The sequence below is a fragment of the Escherichia sp. MOD1-EC6819 genome, assembly GCF_002965765.1.
GTDB lineage: Bacteria > Pseudomonadota > Gammaproteobacteria > Enterobacterales > Enterobacteriaceae > Escherichia > Escherichia ruysiae.
On sequence record NZ_PTRG01000001.1, the window covers coordinates 185,238 to 211,010 of the forward strand.

31 protein-coding genes are annotated in these 25,773 nt (G+C 51.0%); 20 read left to right on the plus strand and 11 right to left on the minus strand.

Annotated elements, in window-relative coordinates; translation table 11 throughout:
• Positions 1–170: 170 nt before the first annotated feature.
• From rlmB to A7Z06_RS00915, 8 genes are all read left to right on the plus strand, one after another.
• Positions 171–902 carry a 23S rRNA (guanosine(2251)-2'-O)-methyltransferase RlmB gene (gene rlmB / locus A7Z06_RS00880; RefSeq protein ID WP_001293282.1) on the plus strand — a complete coding sequence of 244 codons (732 nt, stop codon included), beginning with the start codon at positions 171–173 and terminating at the stop codon, positions 900–902.
• A gap of 126 nt (positions 903–1,028) precedes the next feature.
• Positions 1,029–1,430 (plus strand): YjfI family protein, encoded by a 402-nt coding sequence (locus A7Z06_RS00885; RefSeq protein ID WP_000220148.1) that lies wholly within the window; start codon positions 1,029–1,031, stop codon positions 1,428–1,430.
• Between the two features lie 18 nt (positions 1,431–1,448).
• Positions 1,449–2,147, plus strand: a complete 699-nt coding sequence (locus A7Z06_RS00890) for a PspA/IM30 family protein (protein ID WP_000511939.1) — start codon at positions 1,449–1,451, stop codon at positions 2,145–2,147.
• A 50-nt stretch (positions 2,148–2,197) separates the two neighbouring features.
• A complete protein-coding gene (locus A7Z06_RS00895; RefSeq protein WP_105279306.1) occupies positions 2,198–2,857 on the plus strand; it encodes a YjfK family protein in 660 nt (219 codons plus the stop codon).
• Between the two features lie 17 nt (positions 2,858–2,874).
• The gene (locus A7Z06_RS00900; RefSeq protein ID WP_000547757.1) at positions 2,875–3,273 is read left to right on the plus strand and encodes a DUF350 domain-containing protein; all 399 of its coding nucleotides are present in this window, start codon (positions 2,875–2,877) and stop codon (positions 3,271–3,273) included.
• A gap of 9 nt (positions 3,274–3,282) precedes the next feature.
• Positions 3,283–3,921, plus strand: a complete 639-nt coding sequence (locus A7Z06_RS00905) for a DUF1190 domain-containing protein (protein WP_105279307.1) — start codon at positions 3,283–3,285, stop codon at positions 3,919–3,921.
• Positions 3,922–3,923: 2 nt separating this feature from the next.
• Positions 3,924–5,087, plus strand: a complete 1,164-nt coding sequence (locus A7Z06_RS00910; protein ID WP_000943938.1) for a glutathionylspermidine synthase family protein — start codon at positions 3,924–3,926, stop codon at positions 5,085–5,087.
• Positions 5,088–5,170: 83 nt separating this feature from the next.
• Positions 5,171–6,796: an isovaleryl-CoA dehydrogenase gene (locus A7Z06_RS00915; protein ID WP_024212398.1), complete on the plus strand. Its 1,626-nt coding sequence runs from the start codon at positions 5,171–5,173 to the stop codon at positions 6,794–6,796.
• Positions 6,797–6,900: 104 nt separating this feature from the next.
• Here A7Z06_RS00915 and yjfN read toward each other — a convergent pair whose 3' ends face one another.
• Both yjfN and bsmA read right to left on the minus strand, forming a co-directional pair.
• Positions 6,901–7,176, minus strand: a complete 276-nt coding sequence (gene yjfN / locus A7Z06_RS00920) for a DUF1471 family protease activator YjfN (protein WP_010348195.1) — start codon at positions 7,174–7,176, stop codon at positions 6,901–6,903.
• Positions 7,177–7,517: 341 nt separating this feature from the next.
• On the minus strand, positions 7,518–7,847 hold the full coding sequence (gene bsmA / locus A7Z06_RS00930) for a biofilm peroxide resistance protein BsmA (RefSeq protein WP_000254628.1): 330 nt from the start codon (positions 7,845–7,847) through the stop codon (positions 7,518–7,520).
• 181 nt (positions 7,848–8,028) lie between these two features.
• Here bsmA and yjfP point away from each other — a divergent pair, with 181 nt between their 5' ends.
• On the plus strand, positions 8,029–8,778 hold the full coding sequence (gene yjfP, locus A7Z06_RS00935) for an esterase (RefSeq protein WP_000571043.1): 750 nt from the start codon (positions 8,029–8,031) through the stop codon (positions 8,776–8,778).
• Here yjfP and ulaR read toward each other — a convergent pair.
• Positions 8,775–9,530, minus strand: a complete 756-nt coding sequence (gene ulaR, locus A7Z06_RS00940; protein WP_000133636.1) for an HTH-type transcriptional regulator UlaR — start codon at positions 9,528–9,530, stop codon at positions 8,775–8,777. The genes yjfP and ulaR overlap by 4 nt on opposite strands.
• Before the next feature lie 107 nt (positions 9,531–9,637).
• Positions 9,638–10,702, minus strand: a complete 1,065-nt coding sequence (gene ulaG / locus A7Z06_RS00945) for an L-ascorbate 6-phosphate lactonase (RefSeq protein WP_001295191.1) — start codon at positions 10,700–10,702, stop codon at positions 9,638–9,640.
• A 354-nt stretch (positions 10,703–11,056) separates the two neighbouring features.
• Between ulaG and ulaA the strand changes: the two genes are divergently transcribed.
• The 7 genes from ulaA (at position 11,057) to A7Z06_RS00980 (ending at position 16,111) form a co-directional block, all read left to right on the plus strand.
• Positions 11,057–12,454 carry a PTS ascorbate transporter subunit IIC gene (gene ulaA, locus A7Z06_RS00950; protein WP_001355100.1) on the plus strand — a complete coding sequence of 466 codons (1,398 nt, stop codon included), beginning with the start codon at positions 11,057–11,059 and terminating at the stop codon, positions 12,452–12,454.
• A gap of 15 nt (positions 12,455–12,469) precedes the next feature.
• Positions 12,470–12,775, plus strand: a complete 306-nt coding sequence (ulaB, locus tag A7Z06_RS00955; protein WP_000218362.1) for a PTS ascorbate transporter subunit IIB — start codon at positions 12,470–12,472, stop codon at positions 12,773–12,775.
• A gap of 9 nt (positions 12,776–12,784) precedes the next feature.
• Entirely contained in the window at positions 12,785–13,249 is a 465-nt protein-coding gene (gene ulaC / locus A7Z06_RS00960; RefSeq protein ID WP_000776514.1) for a PTS ascorbate transporter subunit IIA, read from the plus strand.
• A gap of 13 nt (positions 13,250–13,262) precedes the next feature.
• The gene (ulaD, locus tag A7Z06_RS00965; RefSeq protein WP_000056760.1) at positions 13,263–13,913 is read left to right on the plus strand and encodes a 3-keto-L-gulonate-6-phosphate decarboxylase UlaD; all 651 of its coding nucleotides are present in this window, start codon (positions 13,263–13,265) and stop codon (positions 13,911–13,913) included.
• Between the two features lie 9 nt (positions 13,914–13,922).
• Complete coding sequence (gene ulaE / locus A7Z06_RS00970) at positions 13,923–14,777, plus strand: L-ribulose-5-phosphate 3-epimerase UlaE (protein ID WP_000949497.1); 855 nt, start codon at positions 13,923–13,925, stop codon at positions 14,775–14,777.
• A complete protein-coding gene (gene ulaF, locus A7Z06_RS00975; RefSeq protein ID WP_001170794.1) occupies positions 14,777–15,463 on the plus strand; it encodes an L-ribulose-5-phosphate 4-epimerase UlaF in 687 nt (228 codons plus the stop codon). Before ulaE ends, ulaF begins: the two co-directional genes overlap by 1 nt.
• Positions 15,464–15,559: 96 nt before the next feature.
• Positions 15,560–16,111 (plus strand): YagU family protein, encoded by a 552-nt coding sequence (locus A7Z06_RS00980; RefSeq protein WP_000155761.1) that lies wholly within the window; start codon positions 15,560–15,562, stop codon positions 16,109–16,111.
• Positions 16,112–16,185: 74 nt separating this feature from the next.
• Here A7Z06_RS00980 and yjfY read toward each other — a convergent pair whose 3' ends face one another.
• A complete protein-coding gene (gene yjfY, locus A7Z06_RS00985; RefSeq protein ID WP_000492914.1) occupies positions 16,186–16,461 on the minus strand; it encodes a DUF1471 family protein YjfY in 276 nt (91 codons plus the stop codon).
• Positions 16,462–16,787: 326 nt separating this feature from the next.
• Between yjfY and rpsF the strand changes: the two genes are divergently transcribed.
• The 4 genes from rpsF to rplI are packed head-to-tail and all read left to right on the plus strand — an operon-like array spanning position 16,788 to position 18,227.
• Positions 16,788–17,183 carry a 30S ribosomal protein S6 gene (gene rpsF, locus A7Z06_RS00990; RefSeq protein ID WP_001216676.1) on the plus strand — a complete coding sequence of 132 codons (396 nt, stop codon included), beginning with the start codon at positions 16,788–16,790 and terminating at the stop codon, positions 17,181–17,183.
• 6 nt (positions 17,184–17,189) lie between these two features.
• The gene (priB, locus tag A7Z06_RS00995; protein ID WP_001296681.1) at positions 17,190–17,504 is read left to right on the plus strand and encodes a primosomal replication protein N; all 315 of its coding nucleotides are present in this window, start codon (positions 17,190–17,192) and stop codon (positions 17,502–17,504) included.
• A gap of 4 nt (positions 17,505–17,508) precedes the next feature.
• Positions 17,509–17,736 (plus strand): 30S ribosomal protein S18, encoded by a 228-nt coding sequence (rpsR, locus tag A7Z06_RS01000; RefSeq protein WP_000135199.1) that lies wholly within the window; start codon positions 17,509–17,511, stop codon positions 17,734–17,736.
• Between the two features lie 41 nt (positions 17,737–17,777).
• Entirely contained in the window at positions 17,778–18,227 is a 450-nt protein-coding gene (gene rplI, locus A7Z06_RS01005) for a 50S ribosomal protein L9 (protein WP_001196062.1), read from the plus strand.
• Positions 18,228–18,328: 101 nt separating this feature from the next.
• Here the strand turns inward: rplI and A7Z06_RS01010 are convergent, their stop codons facing one another.
• From A7Z06_RS01010 to A7Z06_RS01035, 6 genes are all read right to left on the minus strand, one after another.
• Positions 18,329–19,606 carry an MFS transporter gene (locus A7Z06_RS01010; RefSeq protein WP_001033620.1) on the minus strand — a complete coding sequence of 426 codons (1,278 nt, stop codon included), beginning with the start codon at positions 19,604–19,606 and terminating at the stop codon, positions 18,329–18,331.
• 95 nt (positions 19,607–19,701) lie between these two features.
• On the minus strand, positions 19,702–21,771 hold the full coding sequence (locus A7Z06_RS01015) for an FAD-dependent oxidoreductase (protein ID WP_105279308.1): 2,070 nt from the start codon (positions 21,769–21,771) through the stop codon (positions 19,702–19,704).
• Positions 21,768–23,309, minus strand: a complete 1,542-nt coding sequence (locus tag A7Z06_RS01020; RefSeq protein ID WP_001226969.1) for an acyl CoA:acetate/3-ketoacid CoA transferase — start codon at positions 23,307–23,309, stop codon at positions 21,768–21,770. Before A7Z06_RS01020 ends, A7Z06_RS01015 begins: the two co-directional genes overlap by 4 nt.
• A gap of 9 nt (positions 23,310–23,318) precedes the next feature.
• Positions 23,319–24,095, minus strand: coding sequence for an enoyl-CoA hydratase/isomerase family protein (locus A7Z06_RS01025; protein ID WP_001283553.1), 777 nt, complete (start codon positions 24,093–24,095; stop codon positions 23,319–23,321).
• 9 nt (positions 24,096–24,104) lie between these two features.
• Positions 24,105–24,947, minus strand: a complete 843-nt coding sequence (locus A7Z06_RS01030) for a sugar phosphate isomerase/epimerase family protein (RefSeq protein WP_001205263.1) — start codon at positions 24,945–24,947, stop codon at positions 24,105–24,107.
• A gap of 9 nt (positions 24,948–24,956) precedes the next feature.
• Complete coding sequence (locus tag A7Z06_RS01035) at positions 24,957–25,748, minus strand: 3-ketoacyl-ACP reductase (protein WP_000843399.1); 792 nt, start codon at positions 25,746–25,748, stop codon at positions 24,957–24,959.
• Positions 25,749–25,773: the final 25 nt, after the last annotated feature.

Below are 25,773 nucleotides of genomic sequence, written 5' to 3' on the forward strand. Positions count from 1 at the left end.
AATTGCCCTCACCTGGGCCCATTCGCCTTCCAGGGGGAGAAAACCGTGCCCACGTTAACGAGTGAACTTGTTTGTCAGCAATCTCGCTCTCTTCAAAAAGAAGAGGGTGAATTATCCGTAGGCCAGATAAGCGTAGCGCATCAGGCAAAACGTAAACAACGAGTACATTAATGAGCGAAATGATTTACGGCATCCACGCAGTGCAGGCCCTGCTGGAGCGCGCCCCTGAACGTTTTCAGGAAGTCTTTATTTTAAAAGGCCGTGAAGATAAACGTCTGTTGCCGCTGATTCACGCCCTTGAGTCCCAGGGCGTGGTTATCCAGCTGGCAAACCGCCAATATCTCGACGAGAAAAGCGACGGTGCCGTGCATCAGGGCATTATCGCCCGTGTGAAGCCAGGACGGCAGTATCAGGAAAACGATCTGCCAGATCTGATTGCTTCGCTCGATCAGCCGTTCCTGTTGATCCTCGACGGCGTAACCGATCCGCATAACCTTGGTGCGTGCCTGCGTAGCGCGGATGCCGCTGGCGTTCATGCAGTGATTGTGCCGAAAGATCGCTCCGCTCAACTCAACGCCACGGCGAAAAAAGTGGCCTGTGGTGCGGCAGAAAGCGTTCCGCTGATTCGGGTGACTAACCTGGCGCGCACTATGCGTATGTTGCAGGAAGAGAATATCTGGATCGTCGGTACGGCAGGTGAAGCGGATCATACGCTTTATCAGAGCAAAATGACCGGGCGCCTGGCGCTGGTGATGGGCGCGGAAGGTGAAGGTATGCGTCGCCTGACCCGTGAACATTGCGATGAACTGATTAGTATTCCGATGGCAGGTAGCGTTTCTTCCCTGAACGTTTCGGTTGCGACCGGAATTTGCTTATTTGAAGCAGTTCGCCAGCGTAGCTAATTTCTCTGAATTATAAAAAACCATCCATATTTGGATGGTTTTTTTTTATCTATAGCTGGTAAGATAATTACGCTCTATGAATATTCATTTTATTAATAATTAAATTTAATCTATATGGAATAATATATGACATGGAATCCGTTGGTGCTGGCGACGGCGCTGCAAACTGTACCTGAACAAAATATTGATGTAACAAATAGCGAGAACGCATTAATTATTAAAATGAATGATTATGGCGATTTGCAAATCAATATTCTTTTTACTTCCCGCCAAATGATTATCGAAACCTTTATTTGTCCGGTAAGTAGTATCAGCAATCCAGATGAATTTAATACCTTCTTATTAAGAAATCAGAAGATGATGCCGTTGTCATCGGTAGGAATCTCCAGCGTGCAACAGGAAGAGTATTACATTGTTTTCGGGGCGTTATCGCTTAAATCTTCCCTTGACGACATCCTGCTGGAGATAACCACGCTGGTGGATAACGCATTGGATCTGGCTGAAATTACTGAAGAATATTCACACTAATTACAAGGATTCGTATTTATGGGGATTTTAAAAAGTTTATTTACGCTGGGTAAATCATTTATCGCGCAGGCGGAAGAGTCCATTGAAGAAACCCAGGGTGTGCGGATGCTGGAACAACATATTCGCGACGCTAAAGCTGAACTGGATAAAGCCGGGAAATCTCGCGTCGATCTGCTGGCACGAGTGAAATTAAGCAACGACAAACTGAAAGACTTACGTGCACGTAAAGCGGGTCTGGAAGCCCGTGCGCTGGAAGCGTTAAGTAAGAACGTTAATCCATCGTTGATTAATGAAGTTGCTGAAGAAATCGCGCGTCTTGAGAATCTTATTACCGCTGAAGAACAAGTATTGTCGAATCTGGAAGTTTCCCGCGATGGCGTGGAAAAAGCGGTTGCGGCGACGGCACAGCGTATCGCTCAGTTTGAGCAGCAAATGGAAGTTGTTAAGGCCACTGAAGCTATGCAACGTGCGCAGCAGGCTGTGACGACATCTACAGTTGGCGCGTCTTCCAGCGTTTCGACAGCGGCAGAATCCTTAAAACGCCTGCAAACGCGTCAGGCCGAACGTCAGGCTCGTCTGGATGCTGCCGCACAGCTGGAGAAAGTCGCAGACGGTCGCGACCTCGATGAAAAGCTGGCGGAAGCCGGAATTGGCGGCACCAATAAAAGCAGTGCCCAGGATGTGCTGGCAAGACTGCAACGCCAACAGGGTGAGTAATTTTTTTGCCAGCCTCACTGCAAGGCTGGCAACTATTTTAAGGATAAAATATGTCTGGTTTTTTCCAGCGCCTGTTTGGCAAGGATGATAAGCCTGCTATTAATCGTGGTCCGCTGGGACTCCACCTCAATAGTGGCTTTACGCTCGACACGTTAGCGTTTCGTTTGCTGGAAGAGGCATTGCTGATCGAGTTACCGGGTGAAGAATATACCGTGGCCGCCGTCAGCCGCATCGATCTGGGCGGCGGTAGTCAGATTTTTCGCTATTACACTTCCGGCGATGAATTTCTGCAAATCAACACCACCGGCGGCGAAGATATTGATGACATTGATGATATCAAGCTCTTTGTCTATGAAGAGAGCTACGGTATCAGCAAAGAAAGCCACTGGCGCGAGGCGATCAACGCCAAAGCGATGGGGGCGATAACCTTAAGCTGGCAGGAAAAACGCTGGCAGCGATTTTTTAACAGTGAAGAACCGGGAAATATTGAACCCGTTTACATGCTGGAAAAAGTAGAAAATCAAAACCATGCCAAATGGGAAGTGCATAATTTTACCATGGGCTACCAACGGCAGGTGACCGAAGATACCTGTGAATATTTGCTGTTAAATGGTGAGGAATCTTTTAACGACCTCGGTGAACCGGAGTGGTTATTTTCTCGCGCGCTGGGTGTCGATATCCCACTGACATCACTTCATATTATTGGTTAATTACAGGGACGTTTACAATGCATATACTGGATTCACTCCTCGCTTTTAGCGCCTATTTTTTTATCGGCGTAGCTATGGTGATTATCTTTCTTTTTATCTATTCCAAAATTACTCCGCATAATGAATGGCAGTTGATCAAGAATAATAACACTGCGGCGTCGCTGGCGTTCAGCGGCACGTTGTTGGGTTACGTTATTCCATTATCCAGTGCGGCAATCAATGCGGTGAGTATTCCAGATTATTTTGCCTGGGGCGGAATCGCACTGGTAATTCAGTTACTCGTTTTTGCTGGCGTCAGACTTTATATGCCGGCATTAAGCGATAAAATTATTAATCACAACACTGCGGCAGGAATGTTTATGGGAACCGCCGCGCTGGCTGGCGGTATTTTTAACGCAGCTTGTATGACATGGTAATGGACGATCATGGCCAGAAAACGCAAATCAAGAAATAACAGTAAAATTGGTCACGGAGCGATCAGTCGCATTGGTAGACCGAATAATCATTTTGAACCGCGTCGCAATCGCTACGCACAAAAATACTTAACGTTGGCGCTAATGGGCGGTGCCGCTTTTTTCGTATTGAAAGGTTGTGCCGATAGCGGCGATGTCGATAACGACGGCGACGGAACGTTTTACTCGACTGTGCAGGATTGTATTGATGACGGTAATAATTCAGACATCTGTGCGCATGGCTGGAACAACGCCAAAGCGGCGTTTTATGCCGATGTTCCGAAGAATATGACTCAGCAGAATTGTCAGTCTAAGTATGAAAATTGTTACTACGACAACGTTGAACAGAGTTGGATCCCGGTAATATCTGGATTTTTATTAAGCCGGGTTATTCGTAAAGATCGCGATGAGCAGTTTGTTTATAACAGCGGCGGTTCCTCTTATGCTTCGCGCCCCGTCTGGCGCAGCACTTCCGGTGATTACTCCTGGCGCTCCGGTTCTGGCAAAAAAGAGTCTTACTCCTCGGGCAGCTTTACCACCAGAAAAGCCTCAACGGTTTCGCGCGGCGGCTATGGTCGCTCCTCCAGCGCCCGTGGGCATTGGGGAGGCTAATCATGCTGAGACATAACGTCCCTGTGCGGCAGGATCTTGACCAGATCGCCGCCGACAACGGTTTCGACTTTCATATCATCGATAATGAGATCTATTGGGATGAGAGTCGAGCCTATCGCTTTACTCTGCGCCAGATTGAAGAGCAGATCGAAAAACCAACCGCAGAGTTACATCAGATGTGCCTTGAGGTGGTGGATCGTGCGGTTAAAGATGAACAGATCCTGACGCAACTGGCGATCCCGCCGTTGTACTGGGATGTGATTGCTGAAAGCTGGCGGGCGCGCGATCCTTCGCTGTATGGTCGGATGGATTTTTCCTGGTGTGGTAATGCGCCGGTGAAGCTGCTTGAGTACAACGCCGATACGCCGACTTCGTTGTATGAGTCGGCATATTTCCAGTGGCTATGGCTGGAGGATGCGCGGCGCAGCGGCGTTATTCCACGTGACGCCGATCAGTACAATGCCATTCAGGAACGCCTCATCTCGCGCTTTAGTGAACTTTACAGTCGGGAGCCGTTTTATTTTTGCTGCTGTCAGGACACCGATGAAGACAGGAGTACCGTGCTGTACTTGCAGGACTGCGCCCAGCAGGCAGGGCAGGAGTCGCGGTTTATCTACATTGAAGATCTTGGCCTGGGCGTCGGCGGCGTGCTGACCGATCTTGATGATAACGTCATCCAGCGTGCATTTAAGCTGTATCCGCTGGAGTGGATGATGCGTGACGATAACGGTCCTCTGCTGCGCAAGCGCCGTGAGCAATGGGTGGAGCCGCTATGGAAAAGCATATTGAGCAATAAAGGGTTAATGCCGTTGCTTTGGCGCTTCTTCCCTGGTCATCCTAACCTTCTGGCCTCCTGGTTTGAGGGCGAAAAACCGCAGATTGCCGCTGGCGAAAGTTATGTGCGTAAACCGATCTACTCGCGCGAAGGCGGCAACGTCACCATTTTCAACGGTCAGAATGATGTCGTTGACCATGCTGATGGTGATTACGCCGATGAACCGATGATCTACCAGGCATTTCAACCGCTGCCGCGTTTTGGCGATAGCTACACACTGATTGGTAGCTGGATTGTCGATGATGAAGCGTGCGGAATGGGTATTCGCGAAGATAACACGCTGATCACTAAAGACACTTCGCGTTTTGTTCCGCATTACATTGCGGGTTAAGAATGTTTTAGCAATCTCTTTCTGTCAGGAATCCGTGGCAGTGACCATACTAATGGTGACTGCCATTGATGGAGGGAGACACAGTGCACTGGCAAACTCACACCGTTTTCAATCAACCTATACCATTAAATAACAGCAACTTATACCTGTCTGATGGCGCGCTCTGTGAAGCGGTAACGCGTGAAGGTGCTGGCTGGGATAGCGATTTTCTTGCCAGTATTGGTCAGCAGTTAGGAACGGCTGAATCCCTTGAACTGGGGCGGCTGGCAAATGTGAATCCGCCTGAATTGTTGCGCTATGACGCGCAGGGGCGCCGTCTGGACGATGTGCGTTTTCATCCTGCATGGCACCTGCTGATGCAGGCGCTATGTACTAATCGGGTACACAATCTGGCCTGGGAAGAAGACGCTCGCTCCGGCGCATTTGTGGCGCGGGCGGCGCGTTTCATGTTACATGCGCAGGTTGAGGCTGGGTCGTTATGCCCGATAACGATGACCTTTGCCGCCACGCCATTGTTGTTACAGATGCTACCCGCGCCGTTTCAGGACTGGACCACGCCACTGTTGAGCGATCGCTACGATTCCCACTTATTGCCAGGCGGGCAAAAACGCGGCCTGTTGATTGGCATGGGAATGACGGAAAAGCAGGGCGGCTCTGATGTTATGAGCAATACCACACGTGCAGAGCGTCTGGAAGATGGCTCTTATCGGCTGGTGGGGCATAAATGGTTTTTCTCGGTGCCGCAAAGCGATGCGCATCTGGTGCTGGCGCAGACCACGGGCGGTCTGTCCTGCTTTTTTGTGCCGCGATTTTTGCCTGACGGGCAACGCAATGCGATTCGCCTCGAGCGGCTGAAAGATAAGCTGGGTAATCGCTCTAACGCCAGTTGCGAAGTGGAGTTTCAGGACGCCATTGGCTGGTTGTTGGGGCAGGAAGGAGAAGGTATTCGCCTGATCCTGAAAATGGGCGGGATGACGCGTTTTGATTGCGCCCTGGGTAGCCATGCCATGATGCGCCGTGCATTCTCGCTGGCGATTTATCATGCACATCAACGCCATGTTTTTGGTAATCCATTGATCCAACAGCCTCTGATGCGTCATGTCTTAAGTCGTATGGCGCTTCAGCTTGAAGGGCAAACGGCATTGCTGTTTCGTCTGGCGCGGGCGTGGGATCGACGCGCCGATGCCAAAGAAGCCCTGTGGGCGCGCTTATTCACCCCAACGGCGAAGTTTGTGATTTGCAAAAGTGGTATTCCGTTTGTGGCTGAAGCGATGGAAGTGCTGGGCGGAATTGGCTATTGCGAGGAGAGCGAGCTGCCGCGTCTTTATCGGGAGATGCCGGTAAACAGTATTTGGGAAGGTTCTGGCAACATCATGTGTCTGGATGTGCTGCGCGTTCTCAATAAGCAGGCGGGCGTATACGACTTACTGTCGGAAGCGTTTATGGAAGTAAAAGGGCAAGATCGTTATTTTGATCGTGCGGTTCGTCGATTACAGCAGCAACTGCGCAAACCTACTGAAGAGCTTGGGCGAGAGATCACTCATCAGCTATTCCTGCTGGGTTGCGGCGCACAAATGTTGAAATATGCTTCACCGCCAATGGCACAGGCGTGGTGTCAGATAATGTTAGATACGCGCGGTGGCGTGCGGGTGTCAGAGCAGATCCAGAATGATTTATTACTGCGGGCGACGGGAGGCGTGTTTTTGTAAGCGAGTACGCCTGATACGACGCTGGCGCGTCTTATCTTAGGATCTGTAGGCCGGATAAGGCGCAGGCGCCGCATCCGGCATTGTTTATTCGATGTTGATGACATTCATGCATACAGTATCGCCTGTACGCGCCAGTTATCGGGCTGCTGGTCTTCGTACATGGTAATAATGCGATACCATGATGCCCCCTGTTCATCGGCCTTTAACGCCACGATACGTTCCACGTCCTGCGGATCCCCTGAAATATTGTTAACCGAGATCTGACCTATTTCATTCAGGCCCGTCACGCAGTCAGCACTGGCGAATTCTGCAGACTGTGCCGTGGCGCTCGCAGGATAAGTCACTAATTGTAGCGAGGGTGAGGCAAGTAATTGTTTCATCGTCAGCTCCATTTTTCGTTTCCCCACATGATGCAGGGCATTCCATCGCGGTAATAAACGCCCGAGCTTCCAGCCGGTAATTTATTGTGCACAGGTAAACGCATAGGGACGCAAAGCAATGTAAAGCTGGCTATGTAAGTTGTCTGATTTATTTACGGTATATACTCGTCATACTTCAAGTTGCATGTGCTGCGCCTGCGTTCACTCACCCCAGTCACTTACTTATGTAAGCTCCTGGGGATTCACTCGCTTGTCGCGTTACTCGGCCTGAGGCCTCGCCCTTTCAGGGCCAACGCAAGCGTTGTTCAAAACGCCCCTGCCGTTTTGTCCTGCAACTCGAATTATTTAGAGTATAAAATGGCTTGTGAATACCACTGTCCTGTCACGATGGTTTCATCCACCATGACGACAACGTAATAATCAGCTTTTGCAGCGACAGCTTTCGCTCTGATTTCTGCTAATGCGTCATCCGGAGAGCCCCGAACCATCGTGCTTACGCTGCCTATTCGCTGCAACCCCTGGGTTTGGTCGCGGCGAATCTCTTGCGGATGATCCGTTACTGGCGGCGCTGGCTGTGGCGTACCTTGCAGTGCGCTACAGGCGCTTAACATCAACACCAATAATAAACTGGCAAACCGGGAAATAACGCTATTACGTTTCCTGCTAACCATAGTGTAGTGCCTTATTAATTTAACTTTGGGGGAATGTTCCCGAATTGTTACCTGGTACGCGATTTTCGAATGAAAACTTAGCGAAAGCGTAATCCACATCTCAACATTATGAACTAATACTGCCAGCAGAAACTTGTGCTAAGGATTTGTTCATGTCATACCAGACCCAAAGGAGAAATAGATGATTGAATTAGAATCGCGCGTGCTGGCAGATATTCCCGTTCTTCACGCTTATCCCACAGGGCAAAAAGAAACACCGTTACCATGCGTGATTTTTTATCACGGTTTTATTTCATCCAGCCTGGTGTATAGCTATTTTGCCGTCGCGTTGGCACAGGCTGGTTTGCGGGTGATTATGCCGGATGCGCCCGATCACGGTAGCCGTTTTAGTGGCGACGCACCGCGACGGTTAAATCAATTCTGGCAAATCTTGCTACAAAGTATGCAGGAATTCACTACCTTACGTGCGGCAATAGCCGAAGAAAAATGGCTGCTTGATGAACGCCTGGCGGTTGGTGGCGCATCGATGGGCGCGATGACGGCGCTGGGGATTGCCGCTCGCCACCCCACGGTGAAATGTACCGCCAGCATGATGGGATCGGGCTATTTCTCATCGCTTGCCCGTTCTCTGTTTCCGCCGCTAATACCCGAAACCGCAGCACAGCAGAATGAATTTAATAACATTATCGCGCCACTGTTGGAGTGGGAAGCAACAAACCACCTGGAACAACTCGGGGACAGGCCGCTCCTGCTGTGGCATGGCCTTGACGACGACGTCGTGCCTGCCGACGAATCACTACGTTTGCAGCAGGCATTAAGAGAAACGGGACGGGATAAACAGTTAACCTGTTCATGGCAGCCAGGCGTGCGCCACCGTATTACACCTGAGGCGTTAGATGCCGCCGTGACATTTTTCCGCCAGCATCTTTAAACACGCAGAATGCTGACCCCTTGTGCTTCCAGCTGTTGCAGGATTTCCGGGTTAGCATTTTTGCCGGTGATCAGCATATCGATTTGATCGGCACGGCTAAAGAGCATCCCCGCACGTTCGCCAATCTTACTGCTATCGACCAGCACCACCAGTTTCCCTACCACGCTCAGCATCTTCTGCTCTGCCATTGCTGTCAGCATATCGGTTTTATATAACCCTTCTGCGGTCAGCCCTTTGCCACTGGTAAACATCCAGTGCCCGGCATAGAGACTATTTTCGCTGCCCTGTGGACTTAAGGTGATGGACTGACTTTTGTTATATTGCCCGCCCATGATGATCACGCTTTCATGTTCTTGATCGATCAGGTAATTTGCCAGAGGTAGGTAATTAGTGATGATTTGCACCGGCTTGCCACACATTTCCCGTCCGAGCAGGAACGCGGTGGAACCGCAGTTAATGACCACGCTTTCGCCTGGGTTGACCAGTTGTGAGGCCGCTTTGGCGATACGTACCTTTTCATCGTGATTTTGCGCCTGATGCAGATTCATCGGCGTCCAGCGCGGTCGCTGCTGGGTAATCGCTTCTGCGCCATTGCGCACTTTTTTCAGTTTGCCGCTTTCGTCGAGTTTATTGATATCGCGTCGCGCGGTAGCAGGGGAAATTCCCAGACGCTCAACGACTTTCTCAACAGTCACAAAGCCCAGTTGTGCGAGCATTTCCAGGAGAATTTGATGTCTTTGTGCTTCAGTCATGAGCTATTCCGATAAAATTTGATTTTTTTAGATGATATTTGAAATAGCCAGAAAATACTACGCCGGATAGCGCGAACATCTTTACGCTATCCGGTATAAGCGACAGATTACAGGAACGATTTGAACGGCAGATCCGGTTCAATGGTGAAGCAATCGTCAAAACCGCGCGGATAATGGTACTCGAAATTGTCTTTATCCAGCGGCCATGTGAACTTGCCGCCAACCTGCCAGATAAACGGCTTGAAGCCATACTTCAGACGATCTTTTTTCATCTCCCACAGCACGCGGATCTCTTGCGGATCGGCCTGGAAGTTTGACCAGATATCGTGGTGGAACGGGATAACCACTTTCGCATTAAGGGCTTCACCCATACGCAGCATATCGGCACTGGTCATTTTGTCGGTAATACCGCGTGGGTTCTCACCGTACGAGCCTAACGCCACATCGATCTGATGCTCGTTACCATGTTTCGCATAGTAGTTAGAGTAGTGGGAATCGCCACTGTGATACAGGGAGCCGCCAGGCGTTTTGAACAGGTAGTTCACCGCGCGATCGTCCATGCCGTCCGGCAGTACGCCAGCCGCTTTTTGATCCGCAGGCAGAGTGATCAGTGCAGTACGGTCGAAAGCGTCAAGCGCATGAATTTCAATGTCTTTCACTTTTACTACATCGCCCGGTTTGACCACGATGCAACGTTCTTTCGGCACGCCCCAGCCAATCCATAAATCCACGCAGGTTTTCGGCCCGATAAACGGTACGTCATCAGCGCAGTTCTGCATCACGGCGGCTGCCACGTTCACGTCGATATGATCGTTGTGATCGTGAGTCGCCAGCACCGCGTCGATCTGGCGAATCGCAAACGGATCAAGAACAAACGGCGTGGTACGCAGGTTTGGTTGCAGTTTTTTCACGCCCGCCATGCGCTGCATCTGGTGACCCTGTTTCATCAGCGGGTTGCCGTGACTTTGTTTGCCAGTACCGCACCAGAAATCGACGCAAACGTTGGTGCCACCTTCTGATTTCAACCAGATCCCGGTACAGCCGAGCCACCACATCGCGAATGTGCCTGGTGCGACCTGCTCCTGTTCAATTTCTTCATTCAGCCAGCTACCCCACTCCGGGAAAGTACTCAGGATCCAGGATTCACGGGTGATACTTTTCACTTTACTCATCGCCATTTACCTTCATGATGGTTCAATTTGAATCAATAATTGATTGGTTTTGATTAATCCTGACACTATTTTTTCAGGAAGGCAATGACCATTTTTTGACTTTCGGCCTGGTGAGTTGTTGTGAATTTTGGCTGTGGAAAGATTTAATGGAATGTGTAATCAAATTAACTGAATGAATTTAAATGATTAATTGTTTCTTTATGTGAATCACATACTTTCGTTGTGGAATTATTTGCGTGCCGCGTCACATTTAATCATAAATAATCTTGTTGTGATTACTTTTGAAAATTAGAGTGAGTGCACAACATTCCGGGTGTGTGGAATACCCGGTTACCTCTTCTTCAGGAGATCGTTATGGAGATCCTCTACAACATCTTTACCGTGTTTTTTAACCAGGTCATGACCAATGCCCCGTTACTGCTGGGTATTGTGACCTGTCTGGGCTATATCCTGCTGCGCAAAAGTGTCAGCGTGATTATCAAAGGTACGATTAAAACCATTATTGGTTTCATGTTGTTGCAGGCAGGGTCCGGCATCCTGACCAGCACCTTCAAACCGGTGGTGGCGAAAATGTCGGAAGTTTATGGTATTAACGGTGCGATTTCAGATACCTATGCCTCAATGATGGCCACTATCGAGCGTATGGGCGATGCCTATAGCTGGGTGGGGTACGCGGTGCTGTTGGCTCTGGCGTTGAACATCTGTTATGTGCTGCTGCGTCGTATTACCGGCATTCGCACCATCATGCTGACTGGTCACATTATGTTCCAGCAGGCCGGGCTGATTGCCGTTACGTTGTTTATTTTCGGCTACTCCATGTGGACGACCATTATCTGCACTGCGATTCTGGTTTCGCTCTATTGGGGCATCACCTCCAACATGATGTACAAGCCGACTCAGGAAGTGACGGACGGCTGCGGTTTCTCCATTGGTCACCAGCAGCAGTTTGCATCATGGATTGCTTATAAAGTCGCGCCGTTCCTGGGCAAAAAAGAGGAGAGCGTTGAAGACCTCAAATTGCCGGGCTGGTTGAACATTTTCCACGATAACATCGTCTCCACGGCGATTGTGATGACCATCTTCTTTGGCGCCATTCTGCTCTCCTTCGGTATCGACACCGTACAGGCGATGGCAGGCAAAGTGCACTGGACGGTCTACATCCTGCAAACCGGTTTCTCCTTTGCGGTAGCGATTTTCATCATCACTCAGGGCGTGCGCATGTTTGTGGCGGAACTCTCTGAAGCATTTAACGGTATCTCCCAGCGACTGATCCCTGGTGCGGTTCTGGCGATTGACTGTGCGGCTATCTATAGCTTCGCGCCGAACGCCGTGGTCTGGGGCTTTATGTGGGGCACCATCGGTCAGTTGATTGCGGTTGGCATCCTGGTCGCCTGTGGCTCTTCGATCCTGATTATTCCTGGCTTTATCCCAATGTTCTTCTCCAACGCCACCATCGGCGTGTTCGCTAACCACTTCGGTGGCTGGCGCGCGGCGCTGAAGATTTGTCTGGTGATGGGGATGATTGAAATCTTCGGCTGTGTCTGGGCGGTGAAACTCACCGGTATGAGCGCCTGGATGGGGATGGCGGACTGGTCGATTCTGGCGCCGCCAATGATGCAGGGCTTCTTCTCCATCGGTATCGCCTTTATGGCCGTCATCATCGTCATTGCACTGGCTTATATGTTCTTCGCTGGCCGCGCGCTGCGCGCAGAAGAAGATGCAGAAAAACAACTGGCAGAACAGTCTGCTTAATAAGGAGTTTTGATTATGACCGTACGTATTCTGGCTGTGTGTGGCAACGGACAAGGCAGTTCCATGATCATGAAGATGAAAGTGGATCAGTTTTTAACCCAGTCGAACATCGACCACACGGTAAATAGCTGCGCGGTTGGCGAATACAAAAGCGAGTTGAGCGGTGCGGATATCATCATCGCATCCACACATATCGCGGGTGAAATCACCGTTACTGGCAACAAATATGTGGTTGGCGTGCGCAACATGCTCTCTCCTGCCGACTTTGGCCCGAAACTGCTGGAAGTGATCAAAGAGCATTTCCCGCAGGACGTGAAGTAAGGGCGCGCTATGAAATTACGTGATTCGCTGGCGGAAAATAAATCCATCCGTCTACAGGCTGAGGCTGAAACCTGGCAGGAAGCGGTAAAAATTGGTGTTGATCTGCTGGTGGCGGCGGACATTGTCGAGCCGCGTTACTACCAGGCGATTCTGGATGCGGTTGAACAGCACGGCCCGTACTTTGTGCTCGCGCCAGGCCTGGCAATGCCGCACGGACGCCCGGAAGAGGGCGTCAAAAAAACCGGCTTTGCACTGGTGACGCTGAAAAAGCCGCTCGAGTTCAACCACGAAGATAACGACCCGGTAGATATCCTCATCACGATGGCGGCGGTCGATGCCAACACTCACCAGGAAGTGGGCATCATGCAAATCGTCAACCTGTTTGAAGATGAAGAGAATTTCGACCGTTTACGTGCCTGCCGTACCGAGCAGGAAGTACTGGATTTAATTGACCGCACCAACGCGGCTGCTTAAGAAGGAATTGAAGATGTCATTACCCATGTTGCAAGTCGCGCTGGACAACCAGACTATGGATAGCGCCTACGAAACCACTCGCCTGATTGCTGAAGAAGTCGACATTATCGAAGTGGGCACCATTCTTTGCGTAGGCGAAGGCGTGCGTGCGGTTCGCGATCTGAAAGCACTCTACCCGCATAAAATTGTGCTGGCAGACGCCAAAATTGCCGATGCGGGCAAAATTCTTTCTCGTATGTGTTTTGAAGCCAACGCTGACTGGGTGACCGTGATTTGCTGTGCGGATATCAATACCGCCAAAGGCGCGCTGGACGTGGCAAAAGAGTTTAACGGTGACGTACAGATCGAACTGACCGGTTACTGGACCTGGGAACAGGCGCAGCAGTGGCGCGATGCAGGCATTCAGCAAGTAGTATATCACCGCAGCCGTGACGCGCAGGCCGCAGGCGTGGCGTGGGGCGAAGCGGACATTACCGCGATCAAACGTCTTTCCGATATGGGCTTCAAAGTGACCGTCACCGGTGGCCTGGCGCTGGAAGATCTGCCGCTGTTCAAAGGTATTCCGATTCATGTGTTTATCGCAGGTCGCAGCATCCGTGACGCTGCGTCTCCGGTTGAAGCCGCGCGTCAGTTCAAACGTTCCATCGCCGAACTGTGGGGCTAAGGAGCGGATATGTTGTCCAAACAAATCCCGCTTGGCATCTATGAAAAAGCACTCCCCGCCGGGGAGTGCTGGCTGGAACGGCTGCAACTGGCAAAAACGTTAGGCTTCGATTTTGTCGAGATGTCGGTGGATGAAACGGACGATCGCCTGTCGCGCCTCGACTGGAGCCGCGAGCAGCGTCTGGCGCTGGTGAATGCGATTGTTGAAACCGGCGTGCGCGTGCCGTCTATGTGCCTTTCTGCCCACCGTCGTTTCCCGTTGGGCAGTGAAGATGACGCGGTGCGGGCGCAGGGGCTGGAAATTATGCGCAAAGCTATCCAGTTCGCGCAGGACGTCGGCATTCGCGTGATCCAACTGGCGGGCTATGACGTTTACTACCAGGAAGCCAATAACGAAACGCGTCGTCGTTTCCGTGATGGGCTGAAAGAGAGCGTTGAGATGGCGAGCCGTGCACAGGTGACGCTGGCAATGGAGATCATGGATTACCCACTGATGAACTCCATCAGCAAGGCGCTGGGCTACGCGCACTATCTCAACAACCCGTGGTTCCAGCTCTACCCGGATATCGGCAACCTGTCGGCGTGGGACAACGACGTGCAGATGGAATTGCAGGCTGGAATAGGGCATATCGTCGCGGTGCATGTGAAAGACACCAAACCGGGCGTCTTCAAAAACGTACCGTTTGGCGAAGGCGTTGTGGATTTCGAACGTTGCTTCGAAACGCTCAAACAGAGTGGCTATTGCGGGCCGTACCTGATTGAGATGTGGAGCGAAACGGCGGAGGACCCGGCGGCGGAAGTGGCAAAAGCGCGTGATTGGGTGAAAGCGCACATGGCCAAAGCAGGCATGGTGGAGGTGGCATAATGCAAAAGCTGAAACAGCAGGTGTTTGAAGCCAACATGGATCTGCCGCGTTACGGGCTGGTGACCTTTACCTGGGGCAACGTCAGCGCCATTGACCGCGAACGCGGGCTGGTGGTGATCAAGCCCAGCGGCGTCGCCTACGAAACCATGAAAGCAGACGATATGGTGGTGGTTGATATGAGCGGTGAAGTGGTAGACGGGCGGTATCGTCCCTCTTCAGATACCGCAACGCATCTCGAACTCTACCGTCGTTACCCGTCGCTTGGCGGTATTGTCCATACCCACTCTACACATGCCACCGCATGGGCGCAGGCGGGGCTGGCTATCCCTGCGTTAGGCACCACGCACGCCGATTACTTCTTTGGCGACATCCCGTGTACGCGTGGATTAAGCGAAGAAGAAGTGCAGGGCGAGTATGAACTGAACACCGGCAAAGTGATTATCGAAACGCTGGGCGATGCCGAGCCGCTGCATACGCCGGGAATTGTGGTGTATCAGCACGGGCCATTTGCCTGGGGGAAAGATGCTCACGATGCGGTGCATAACGCGGTGGTGATGGAAGAAGTGGCAAAAATGGCGTGGATTGCGCGCGGCATTAACCCACAACTGAATCACATCGACAGTTATCTCATGAACAAACACTTCATGCGTAAGCACGGACCCAACGCCTATTACGGGCAGAAGTAATCAGTGCGCCCCGGAATTATTACCTCCTGAGGGATGTAATTGGTCTGATTCCGGGGCCTCTTCAGTTAAAAAATCGTATAAACAACAGGTGTTTTTATGACTATCAGTGGATTGTTTGTCAGAACTGATCCGCAACGTCGCCGGTATGGCGTGGCGTTACTGGTGGGGGTTCTTTCAGGAATTATTTCGGCATTTGTTAAATGGGGAGCAGAAGTTCCGTTGCCGCCACGCACATTTTCCGGTGGTCGTGATGAATTTAATCCGCCGTATATCTTTTTACGGGATTATTTAGGCATCGATCCAACACAAACGGTGTATACATTCTCGGAACATATCATTAACCCGGTAATGGTAACGCATATCATCTTCTCACTGGTTTTTGCGATAGGCTATTGTGTGGTCGCGGAAATTTTCCCGAAAGTGAAATTATGGCAGGGGGTATTAGCAGGGCTTATTGTGACAGTAGCAGTTCACGGTATTTTTTGCCCGGCGCTGAATTTAACGCCGCCGCTCAGTCAACTGCCTTTTGACGAATATGTCTCTGAAATTCTTGGGCATATTTTCTGGTTCTGGGTAATAGAAATAATGCGCCGCGACTTACGTAATCGCATTACCCATGAGCCGGACCCGGAAGTCGTTATTCGTTGAATGTCCGCGTAAAAAAGCCCCCTGCGAAGGGGGCAAAGCAAACTATGGCAATGTTTCGTTGGTTATACCTGGTGCTAGCGATAAATATCCGCGCTGGCGTGCATGTTGCCGTTACTCCCCGGTTCCCGCATCAGAATCACGTGGTAGTACGTTGCGCCCTGCGCATCGGTCTCTTCATTTAATGCCTGACGTGCTTCACTCTCAGTGGCGAAATTATGATTGATATAAATCACGCCTAAGCTTTGCACATCGTCCATATTTCTGGCCTGGTGGTTATTAATTTCAATAGCTGCCCATGTATTTGCACTTAGCAAAAGCACAGCCAGAAGGGCTAAAACACGACTGAACATAGATACCTCCTCGACGGCTGTCTTTGTACGCGCTCCTCTGTGATGATCTTCTGATTTAATTTTAATCAATGATAAAGAAGTTGATGGTGACCATTTCTGATGCAGTTGTTCAAAAAAATACCGTAATGGAATGTGATGAACTTCAAATCAGCGGGTTAGTACGATTTGGTGAAAGATGAGATTTATTTGTCGGCTGGCCTTGAGTTTAACGGAGCATACCAGTACTATAACGCGTCATTTTTCAGCCGACCTTTAACACGTTCCTTGCCTCCCCGGGATTCGGCTGACCCAGACAGGAGGCTGAATAATCCGTAAGGAGCAATTCGATGCGTCATTACGAAATCGTTTTTATGGTCCATCCTGACCAGAGCGAACAGGTTCCGGGCATGATCGAGCGCTACACTGCTGCCATCACTGGTGCAGAAGGCAAGATCCACCGTCTGGAAGACTGGGGCCGCCGTCAGCTGGCTTACCCGATCAACAAACTGCACAAAGCACACTACGTTCTGATGAACGTTGAAGCTCCGCAGGAAGTGATCGATGAGCTGGAAACTACCTTCCGCTTCAACGATGCCGTTATCCGCAGCATGGTTATGCGTACCAAGCACGCTGTTACCGAAGCATCTCCGATGGTTAAAGCGAAAGACGAGCGCCGTGAGCGTCGCGATGATTTCGCAAACGAAACCGCTGATGATGCTGAAGCTGGGGATTCTGAAGAGTAATTTCTGATGACCAACCGTCTGGTGTTGTCCGGCACCGTGTGCAGGACTCCCCTTCGAAAGGTCAGTCCATCAGGAATTCCTCACTGCCAGTTCGTGCTTGAGCATCGTTCTGTGCAGGAGGAAGCCGGTTTTCACCGGCAGGCGTGGTGCCAAATGCCCGTTATTGTTAGCGGACACGAAAACCAGGCCATTACTCACAGTATAACGGTCGGCAGTCGCATAACCGTTCAGGGGTTCATTTCATGCCACAAGGCAAAGAACGGACTGAGCAAAATGGTTTTGCATGCCGAGCAGATTGAATTGATAGATTCTGGAGACTAGCCATATGGCACGTTATTTCCGTCGTCGCAAGTTCTGCCGTTTCACCGCGGAAGGCGTTCAAGAGATCGACTATAAAGATATCGCTACGCTGAAAAACTACATCACCGAAAGCGGTAAGATTGTCCCAAGCCGTATCACCGGGACCCGTGCAAAATACCAGCGTCAGCTGGCTCGCGCTATCAAACGCGCTCGCTACCTGTCCCTGCTGCCGTACACTGATCGCCATCAGTAATCGGTCACGGTCCATTAATACGACTTTGAGAGGATAAGGTAATGCAAGTTATTCTGCTTGATAAAGTAGCAAACCTGGGTAGCCTGGGTGATCAGGTAAACGTTAAAGCGGGCTATGCTCGTAACTTCCTGGTACCGCAGGGTAAAGCTGTTCCAGCTACCAAGAAAAACATTGAATTCTTCGAAGCACGTCGCGCTGAACTGGAAGCTAAACTGGCTGAAGTTCTGGCAGCTGCTAATGCTCGCGCTGAGAAAATCAATGCACTGGAAACTGTTACCATCGCGTCTAAAGCTGGCGACGAAGGTAAGCTGTTCGGTTCCATCGGTACTCGCGACATCGCTGACGCTGTAACTGCAGCTGGCGTTGAAGTGGCTAAGAGCGAAGTTCGTCTGCCGAACGGCGTTCTGCGTACCACTGGCGAACACGAAGTGAGCTTCCAGGTTCACAGCGAAGTATTCGCGAAAGTGATCGTAAACGTAGTAGCTGAATAATTCGTTATTCAACGAGACGTAAAAACGCCGACCATTGGTCGGCGTTTTGCTTTATAGCGAAAGCGTTACAACTGACAATATAACGCTCTGATATCTATTAATTAGCTTGTCGCTAACTGTACTTGCGGTTCTTCATCTTTAACTTTGATAAGCGTCCATAACGCAATAGCGCCAATAATGTCAAAGAAAGCCAGGGCAATAAAGAACGGCGCGAAGCCGATAATGTGAACGAATGCCCCGATGAACAGGTTGAAAATCAACTGACCGCTCCACGCACAGGCTCCTGCCATACCCACTGCGGTAGCGACTTCGTCTTTTTTGAACAGATCGCCACCCAGAGTTGCTGCCACAGTAGAAAGACATTGATGCGAGAACGCGCCAATACTAATCAGTAATACGGCAATGTAGGGATTTTCGACAATACTCACCAGACCAATCGTCATCATAATGACGGCTGCAATAGTGAAGGTAATTCTTCGTGAGTTAATTAAACTCACGCCGCGATCGTGGAAGAACTTCGCGACAAAACCACTGGCTAAACAGCCGAGGTCGCCCAGCAGGAAAGGCAGCCAGACGAACATGGCAATTTCTTTCAGGCTAAAATGCAGCGTTTCGACGAAGAAAATCGGCACCCAGAAGTTAATGGTTCCCCATGCCGGGTCTGCGAGAAACCGCGCGATGCCAATCCCCCAGAAATTACGTTGGCTGAGGATATGCTTGATTGACGTTTTTTCTTTCTTATCTGTTTTAAGATGCTGTTCTTGCCCTGATTCAATATAGTGGCGCTCTTCATCAGAAAGGCGTTTGGCATCTTTCGGATCTTTATAACAAAAGAACCAAAATAAAGCCGCGAGCAAAGCAAGGCTACCTGAGACAATAAACGCAAATTGCCAGCTATGAAACATAATGCACCAGGCAATCAACGGTGGTGCAAGCATCGCGCCGAGTGAGGTGCCCATATTGAAAACACCTGTCGCCACGCCACGCTCTTTTGCCGGGAACCATGTTGATGCGGTTTTTACACCCGCCGGAATGGCCGACGCTTCGCTGAAACCCATCAGGGCGCGCATAAATGCCAGACCTGACCATGTTCCGGTCAACGCATGACCCATTGTTGCCAGCCCCCAGACTGCGGCACATATCGCAAAACTTAACTTCAAACCCACGGTATCAATAAATAAGCCCATTACCGGTTGCCCTAATGTATAGGCCAACTGGAATGCACTGACAATCCATGAATATTGCTCTTTGGTTATTCCAGTTGTCTCCATAATAGTTGGAGCTGCAATACCTAACGCCGTTCTGTCCAGATAATTGATTACAGTGATAAAGCATACGAGGGCAATCATATGCCACCGATAATTCTTTATTTTATTCATGTTTAAACCTTTTAATTATATTAATAAACCCTGGTTGTTGGTAATTCCGTGTAATAGTTAATAAAAATCAGGTACAGAGAACATATTAAAAATTATTATGTGTAAATCTCTCCCTTTAGGAAATCTGGCCAGTTTTTTTCAAAGTAAATACCATTAATACGCGGTAGCACACGTAACGACTTCACTTCGGTAATAAAAGAACCTTGCGAATATTGAATCGTTAATTTGTGATTTTTGTCTTCAGCGAGTTCAGAGCGAAAGCGCCATTCTTCTTTTGCGCCGCAACGAGTTTGTGGTAGACATTCGCCTTGTGGATCAATAATCATCCTCGCCCCACGACTGCCGCCGCCTGCATCAATATAATGCGTCAACTGTGTCAATACGGCGGCAGACGTCAGCGCCATATGCCGCCACATAAACAATTCGGCAACTTCGCCCACGTGTTTGATAGCCAAACCATGCCGTTGTACAAATTCATTCAATAGCAGGGCATCGCGAGTGGCGCGCCGGACTTTATCGCCATGGCAAATAAACCCAGCGTAGTCAGACATTCGTGCCTGGATTTTTTCCCTCACCGCAGACAACAGCATCCCGTTTCCATTATCGTGCGCCTGAGTGATGATCTCTCTGATTGAATTTAGTGCCGGAGATGCCAGTTGTGCGACATCATCTTCAACAGATCGCTTTTGTGTGCAGCCAATAAAACGCGCCAGACGCACGGCAAAAACTTGTCCGGCATTCAGCGCCGCGCCGCCAGGTCGGGTAACACCGTGAGTTCCGGCGACTTCTCCCACTGCAAAACAACCAGGCAGAGACGTTTGCCCCCAGATATCAACCTCAATGCCGCCATTCATATGCTGATTGTTCATGGCAAACTGCAACGGCTGTGTGGTGAGATCGTAACCGTGCATCTTATACAGTGAGATGGACAGCGGATTCATTCTTTGCAGGCGTTCGATAGGCGATGGCGCCAGAGCGTCGTTATTTTCCAGATATGCGCGAACGTCGTCGTCCAGTCGATCTAATGAGAATGGCAAATCACCAGGCACCGCTTCAGGATTTCGCTTGAAATCCATAAAAACCAGGTGGCCTGATTGCTGCTCTTGTGCCACCGCCATATCTAACAGGCTTGAGCCGAAATCCATCACTCGCGTAGCGTGGAACGGCCACTGATAGCCTTTACGGAAGATGTTTGAAGCCAGTTCCTGGGTGGTGCGATAGTAATCTGCGAGGAAGTTATACTCGTTGCCCTCGGCATCCACGGAATAGATATACGGGATCACCTGCACATAGGTGCCAGACAAATTCCACGGGAACGTGCTGCGCGGCGTGCCTATACCAAACTGGCTTTCGGTCAGATTGGTTAGCGTCAGACCTTCCTCCAGCGCCAGCCCCAGCGAGCCGAAACATTTGTGTGGGTACACACTGTCGCGATAAAGCTCGCCCGGCCCACCTGTTGCCAGTACCACATTGGGCGCAGTGACAATTGCCAGCCCCCACGGGTTATGGGCGCGGGAACCGGTTGCGAGGATAGCCCCGGCCACACGATCTTCGCCGTTTTCACCGCGTTGATGCAGCAGTTTAATCACCGTTGCACTGGTCAACAGTGGGATGGCGAGGCGCTGCACTTCTTCGAGCAATACTTTCACCATCAGACGAGAAGTGCGCGGTCCACAGGAGGTTGCGCGTCCGGCTTCGTCATGGTCGGTCTGATAACGGAGAATTGCACCATAGCGATCTTCCGGTAATTCCAGACCGAGATATTGCAGCCCGCCAAGGGTATGTAGGGAACCGACCGCTTCGACATACGCCGTGTCGTGATCCATCGCACCGCCGCTCGCCAGTGCTTCAGCAAGTTTTGCGAAGTTATCGCCGTTGCCCGCCGTTGCGGCGGTAAACAGCGTCTGTTTATCGGAACCGGAGCAGGCCGATGTTCCCATGTATAACCCGGCGGTGGCGATTAGCACATTTTGCTGGCGACGTTTCAGTTCAACCGCCGCACGTAATCCTGCCGCGCCGCTACCAACGACCAGAGCATCAACTTGCCAGAGTGGGTAATCAACACCGTCCACCGTGACAATTGACGTTGGCTCTGCTGACACAAAACCCTTCGGGAAAGTGACGTGCGTCAGCGCATCGAGGATGGCGTCATCAGTCTGGCTCATGCGTCCTCCATTGGCGTAAACAGGCTACTTTCCATCAGACGCGGCTGGTTGATAATAGGACGGAAAGCCATGAACGGCAGAATGTCGCGGTCAATCTCCACGCCCGGCGCGATTTCAATTAATTCAACGCCTTCTGCCGTTAACTGAAACACCGCGCGTTCAGTGATATACAACACTTCCTGACCGCTGTGCTGTGCGTAGGCGGCGCTAAAAGTGATTTTTTCCACCTGAGTAACCAGTTTAGGGATTTGACCTGACTGGGCGATATGCAAGCCATCTGGCGTTACATCAATCTTGCTGCCTTTGGCGTCGAACGTGCCGCAGAACACCACCTTACGGGCGTTTTGCGCAATTTCGAGAAATCCGCCGGGGCCGATTAAATTGCCGTTCAGGTGTGAGACGTTGACGTTACCATGTTGATCCATCTCGCCCATGCCGAGGAAAGTAATGTCGATGCCGCCGCCGCTGTAGAACTCGAATTGATCCAGCGAAGGGATAATGGCGTCGGCGTTACGGGCGCAGCCGAAAAACGCGTCATCCAGCATCATACCGTTATGCACTCCTTGCTCGACGCTTAGCCATAAACTTTGGTAAGGAACGCCTTCACGCAGCGCAACCCCAGGAATACCGCCGGGGATACCAAAGCCAAAGTTGGTTGAAGCGCCTGCCACCAGCTCGCGCGCTGCCCGACGGGCAATTAAGCGACGTACCGGATGACTAACCAGTTCAATAGCGTCGTTAGAACTCAGACGGCGATGTTGACCGCTGATCGTCAGGTCGTAACCGCCAAGATAGGTTTGCGGTTGTTCGCGGTATTCAACGATGCCATCAACCAGAATCCCCGGTAATTTGACCCGGCGTGGTTCAATGGCACCAGCTTCCAGCACATCGCGTACCTGTACGAACACTTTGCCGCCGCTGTTGTGTGCTGCCAGCGCCATCGAATAGCTATCCATATCAATCGCTTCTTCTTCGAGGCTGACGTTGCCACGTGGGTCGGCATAAGTGCCACGCAAAATGGCATAGTCCACTTTGAAAGGGCGATAGCGGAGTTTGGTTTCACCATCGATTTCAATCAGTTCTACCAGGTCGTCGGTAGTGCATTCATTCGACTTTCCGCCGCCATTGCGTGGATCAACAAACGATCCCAGCCCAACGTGGGTAAAAAGCCCCGGACGTCCAGCACCGATCTCCCGCAGCAATGCCTGAATCACACCGCCAGGGAAGCAGTAGGCTTCAATGGCATTGTTCTTCACCAGTTCCTGCATTTTGGGTGACCAGGTAAAGTGTCCGGCAATAATGCGTTTGAGCATTTCAGCATGAGCGAAGCGGTTCGTGCCTTTGCAGTCGCGATCGCCAATGCCCAGCGAGTGGATTAATGTCAGATCGCGCGGGTGTCCGGTTTGCAGGAAACGCGCTTCAATGGCTGCCAGAATATGGTCGGCTTCCACCATGCCGCCGCCGTTACCGCTAATGGCAATGGTTGCGCCATCCTGAATTTGCGCCGCCAGTGCCTCGGCGGTTGTTATCTTACGCATACAATTTCCTTATTGATTATGGAAGCTCACGCTACTTTTTTCGGCAAATGCCTGCGTCGCCTGCTGGCAATCCTGAGTGGCGGACATTAATCCAGCCAGTAACTGGTGTGGGTATTCAGCGTGTTTATTTTCCAGTGCCAGAATCAGCTGCTTAATATGCGCCAGTGCCACCGGACCACATTTTTCCAGCTGCGCTAACTGGTTCGCCATCCAGCTTTCCACCTGTTCTTTTTCTACTACTTCATCAATTAAATTCGCCGCCTGGGCTTCATGCGCCGTCAGACGTTTACCTAGCATCAGCATCTGGCGACCGACCACTGGGCCGACCTGATTAAGCACGCGTTCAATGCCCATCCAGCCAGGCACCATGCCGAGCATGACTTCCGGGTTAGAAAATTTCGCGTTGGGGCGAGCAATACGAATATCGCAGCACAAGGCAAGTTCAATACCGCCGCCGATGGTATGACCGTTGAGATTCGCAACTGTTAATTGCGGTAAATTGCGCAGACGATTAAAAACGTCATTACCGCGTTTAATCCATTTCCTGCCCATATCTAATGGCGAATAGGCTGACCACGATTTAATATCACCGCCCGCACAAAAGAATTTATCGCCGGTTGCCGTTAATTCGACTAATCGTAATGTGGTGTCGTTTTCAATTTCATTTAAATAATGGTCGAGAGATTCAATCATCTCTTCGTTAATAGCATGACATTTATCTTCACGGTTCAACGTCAGGCGGCAGGAAGCCGCCGCTCTGCTGAACAGAACGGGTTGGTCACTCATGATTATTCCTTAGCAATAATGCGCGATGCGATCGACGCTAATATCCAGCGTGCTGTTAATATCTTTCTGCCACCAGTACGGTGAGAATATTTCCAGTTCAATAGCGCCATTAAATCCGGCGTTTTCAACCAGTCGACGAATTGACGGAATATTTATCACGCCATCTCCCGGCATTCCCCGGTCATTGACCAGATCGGTAGTCGGCACTAACCAGTCGGAAACATGAAACGCGAGAATACGTTTTCCGGCGCGCAGGATCTGGCTGGCCAGATCCGGATCCCACCAGACATGGTAAACATCCACAGCCACGCCGAGGCCAAATTCGCCATCGGGATCGAGTTCATCACACCAGTCCAGCGCCTGGCGTAACGTGCACAGGCAAGAGCGATCGGCAGCAGTCATCGGGTGCAGCGGCTCCAGCGCAATTGGCACGCCGACATCTTTCGAATGTGGCAGCAGCTGGCGAATCCCTTGTTTCACTTGTTCTCGCGCTTCATATAGATCTTTAGTGCCCGTTGGCAGACCGCCAACCACCTGCATATAACAGGCGGCGTTCAGCACCGCTGCGTCGTCCAGCGCCCGGCGGTTATCATCAATTGCCAGTTTGCGTTCCGCCAGCGTCGGCGCGGTGTAGTAGGTGCTACGGCATAAACCGGAAACGCGCATGTTATTGACGGCAAGCTGGCGGGCGATCTGCTGAAGATCTTCACCCTGCAACTCTCTGCGCCAGGGGGCGATCGCACCGATACCGCGTGCGGCACAGGCATCAATAATGGCGGGCAGCGGCACTTTATAGCCCAGCGTCGCGGTATTGATACTGAATAAATCCGGGCGTTGTAACAGATCTCTCATGGTTTAGCCTCAGAAGCGCGGCATACTTAAGCCACCGTCGATGGCGACTGCCTGACCACAGGTGTAAATCAGTTTGCCTTCCGCCATCGCGCGGACAGTGGAGGCGATATCCGCCGGATAACCCCAACGTCCCCACGGCACCAGTCCTTTGGCAATCAATTCGTCGTAATAAGCCGTTGCCGGAATAGTCATATCGGTTTTGATGAGACCAGGGCGCACTTCATAGACGCCAATTTGTTCGTTGCAAAGGCGAGCAGCAAACAGACGAGCAGCGGCAGAAACGGCGGTTTTGGCAATTGTGTATTCGCCGCGATTCATCGCCAGCATGATGGCGTTGATGGAACTGACAAAAATAATTGAGCGGTGCGGGAATTCTGTTTCTGGTTTTGGCTGTGCGAGCAGACGTTTACTGAATGCCTGTGCGAGGAAGAACGGCGCGCGGGTATTAATGGCAATGTTTTGGTCGAAGCTGTCCGGTTCGAGGTCGAGAAGGTCACCGCGCTTTTTCACTGAAATGCCCGCGTTATTGAGCAGGCAGTCCAGACGCCCCCACTGATTTTGCGCCGCGTCGAGCATCTCTTCATGCAGGGAGAGATCGCCAACATCGGCAGGGAAGCAAATCACTTCCACGCCTTCTGCCATACATTCCTGTTGCGTGGCATGTAATTTTTCTACGCTGTCGGCATCGGGGCGATCGTTAATCAACAGATTAAATCCGCCACGGGCAAGCTCCAGCGCGCACCCCTTACCAATGCCACGTGCGGCTCCAGTGATGACGGCAACAGGACGAGTGGATTTCATACAATAGCTCTCTTTTTGAATATTG

Bases quoted from the DNA above. Each gene is read 5' to 3' on its own strand.
- rlmB (WP_001293282.1), top strand. From the start codon at position 171: ATGAGCGAAATGATTTACGGCATCCACGCAGTGCAGGCCCTGCTGGAG.
- yjfY (WP_000492914.1), bottom strand. From the start codon at position 16,461: ATGTTCAGTCGTGTTTTAGCCCTTCTGGCTGTGCTTTTGCTAAGTGCA.
- ulaR (WP_000133636.1), bottom strand. From the start codon at position 9,530: ATGACTGAAGCACAAAGACATCAAATTCTCCTGGAAATGCTCGCACAA.
- A7Z06_RS00900 (WP_000547757.1), top strand. From the start codon at position 2,875: ATGCATATACTGGATTCACTCCTCGCTTTTAGCGCCTATTTTTTTATC.
- rpsR (WP_000135199.1), top strand. From the start codon at position 17,509: ATGGCACGTTATTTCCGTCGTCGCAAGTTCTGCCGTTTCACCGCGGAA.
- ulaE (WP_000949497.1), top strand. From the start codon at position 13,923: ATGTTGTCCAAACAAATCCCGCTTGGCATCTATGAAAAAGCACTCCCC.
- ulaD (WP_000056760.1), top strand. From the start codon at position 13,263: ATGTCATTACCCATGTTGCAAGTCGCGCTGGACAACCAGACTATGGAT.
- A7Z06_RS01010 (WP_001033620.1), bottom strand. From the start codon at position 19,606: ATGAATAAAATAAAGAATTATCGGTGGCATATGATTGCCCTCGTATGC.
- rplI (WP_001196062.1), top strand. From the start codon at position 17,778: ATGCAAGTTATTCTGCTTGATAAAGTAGCAAACCTGGGTAGCCTGGGT.
- ulaG (WP_001295191.1), bottom strand. From the start codon at position 10,702: ATGAGTAAAGTGAAAAGTATCACCCGTGAATCCTGGATCCTGAGTACT.
- A7Z06_RS00885 (WP_000220148.1), top strand. From the start codon at position 1,029: ATGACATGGAATCCGTTGGTGCTGGCGACGGCGCTGCAAACTGTACCT.
- A7Z06_RS00895 (WP_105279306.1), top strand. From the start codon at position 2,198: ATGTCTGGTTTTTTCCAGCGCCTGTTTGGCAAGGATGATAAGCCTGCT.
- A7Z06_RS01015 (WP_105279308.1), bottom strand. From the start codon at position 21,771: ATGAGCCAGACTGATGACGCCATCCTCGATGCGCTGACGCACGTCACT.
- ulaF (WP_001170794.1), top strand. From the start codon at position 14,777: ATGCAAAAGCTGAAACAGCAGGTGTTTGAAGCCAACATGGATCTGCCG.
- A7Z06_RS00905 (WP_105279307.1), top strand. From the start codon at position 3,283: ATGGCCAGAAAACGCAAATCAAGAAATAACAGTAAAATTGGTCACGGA.
- bsmA (WP_000254628.1), bottom strand. From the start codon at position 7,847: ATGGTTAGCAGGAAACGTAATAGCGTTATTTCCCGGTTTGCCAGTTTA.
- yjfN (WP_010348195.1), bottom strand. From the start codon at position 7,176: ATGAAACAATTACTTGCCTCACCCTCGCTACAATTAGTGACTTATCCT.
- yjfP (WP_000571043.1), top strand. From the start codon at position 8,029: ATGATTGAATTAGAATCGCGCGTGCTGGCAGATATTCCCGTTCTTCAC.
- A7Z06_RS00890 (WP_000511939.1), top strand. From the start codon at position 1,449: ATGGGGATTTTAAAAAGTTTATTTACGCTGGGTAAATCATTTATCGCG.
- A7Z06_RS00910 (WP_000943938.1), top strand. From the start codon at position 3,924: ATGCTGAGACATAACGTCCCTGTGCGGCAGGATCTTGACCAGATCGCC.
- A7Z06_RS01025 (WP_001283553.1), bottom strand. From the start codon at position 24,095: ATGAGTGACCAACCCGTTCTGTTCAGCAGAGCGGCGGCTTCCTGCCGC.
- ulaC (WP_000776514.1), top strand. From the start codon at position 12,785: ATGAAATTACGTGATTCGCTGGCGGAAAATAAATCCATCCGTCTACAG.
- A7Z06_RS00980 (WP_000155761.1), top strand. From the start codon at position 15,560: ATGACTATCAGTGGATTGTTTGTCAGAACTGATCCGCAACGTCGCCGG.
- ulaA (WP_001355100.1), top strand. From the start codon at position 11,057: ATGGAGATCCTCTACAACATCTTTACCGTGTTTTTTAACCAGGTCATG.
- A7Z06_RS01035 (WP_000843399.1), bottom strand. From the start codon at position 25,748: ATGAAATCCACTCGTCCTGTTGCCGTCATCACTGGAGCCGCACGTGGC.
- ulaB (WP_000218362.1), top strand. From the start codon at position 12,470: ATGACCGTACGTATTCTGGCTGTGTGTGGCAACGGACAAGGCAGTTCC.
- priB (WP_001296681.1), top strand. From the start codon at position 17,190: ATGACCAACCGTCTGGTGTTGTCCGGCACCGTGTGCAGGACTCCCCTT.
- rpsF (WP_001216676.1), top strand. From the start codon at position 16,788: ATGCGTCATTACGAAATCGTTTTTATGGTCCATCCTGACCAGAGCGAA.
- A7Z06_RS01020 (WP_001226969.1), bottom strand. From the start codon at position 23,309: ATGCGTAAGATAACAACCGCCGAGGCACTGGCGGCGCAAATTCAGGAT.
- A7Z06_RS01030 (WP_001205263.1), bottom strand. From the start codon at position 24,947: ATGAGAGATCTGTTACAACGCCCGGATTTATTCAGTATCAATACCGCG.